General features: G+C 49.3%; 1 protein-coding gene. It reads right to left on the reverse strand.

The genetic code is table 11. The features are described 5' to 3' along the window. A partial coding sequence (locus U0R11_RS13535; protein WP_406752360.1) for an Ig-like domain-containing protein occupies positions 1-601 on the reverse strand: 601 nt, incomplete at both ends.

Raw genomic sequence — 601 nt, forward strand, 5'->3', positions numbered from 1 at the left:
CAGAAATAGCCGAAGTAGTAGCTGTCACGGTAGTGGCAGTACCTGCAACGGTATGCGAAGTGAACACAACAGTAGCAATACCACTTCCATTGGTGGTTGAGGTAGCCGAAGCAAAACTACCGTTGGCGTTGGACTTGGTCCAAGTCACGGTTTGTCCTGAGGTAGCAACTGGATTGTCATTGGCATCGGCTAGCTGAGCCGAGATGGTTACAGTAGCACCCGCCACAGGAGACGAAGACGAAGAAGTAACGAGGTACTTACTAGCCGCACCAGCCGTATAAGTAATGGTAGATTGAGTTTGAGAACCTGAACCACTTTTGACTTGAGCTGCACCTAAAGTGGCAACAAACACCCCAGAACCAACGGCAGTAGGAGAAGTTACCGTAGCTGTATAGGTACCATTTCCAACATCGGTAACCGAACCAATAGATCCAGTACCAGAAGATTTAGTGATGGTGACTGTCGCCCCACCAGTACCCACATTGTTGCCATTAGCATCTTTAGCAGTGACAGTTAACACCTGAGTAGAAGCCCCATTCGCTGTAATACTTGCCGATGTAGGAGTTAAGGTAGAAGCTGTAGCATCCGCAGCCCCAGCCAC

It is taken from the genome of Aquirufa salirivi (assembly GCF_045310485.1).
Classification (GTDB): domain Bacteria; phylum Bacteroidota; class Bacteroidia; order Cytophagales; family Spirosomataceae; genus Aquirufa; species Aquirufa salirivi.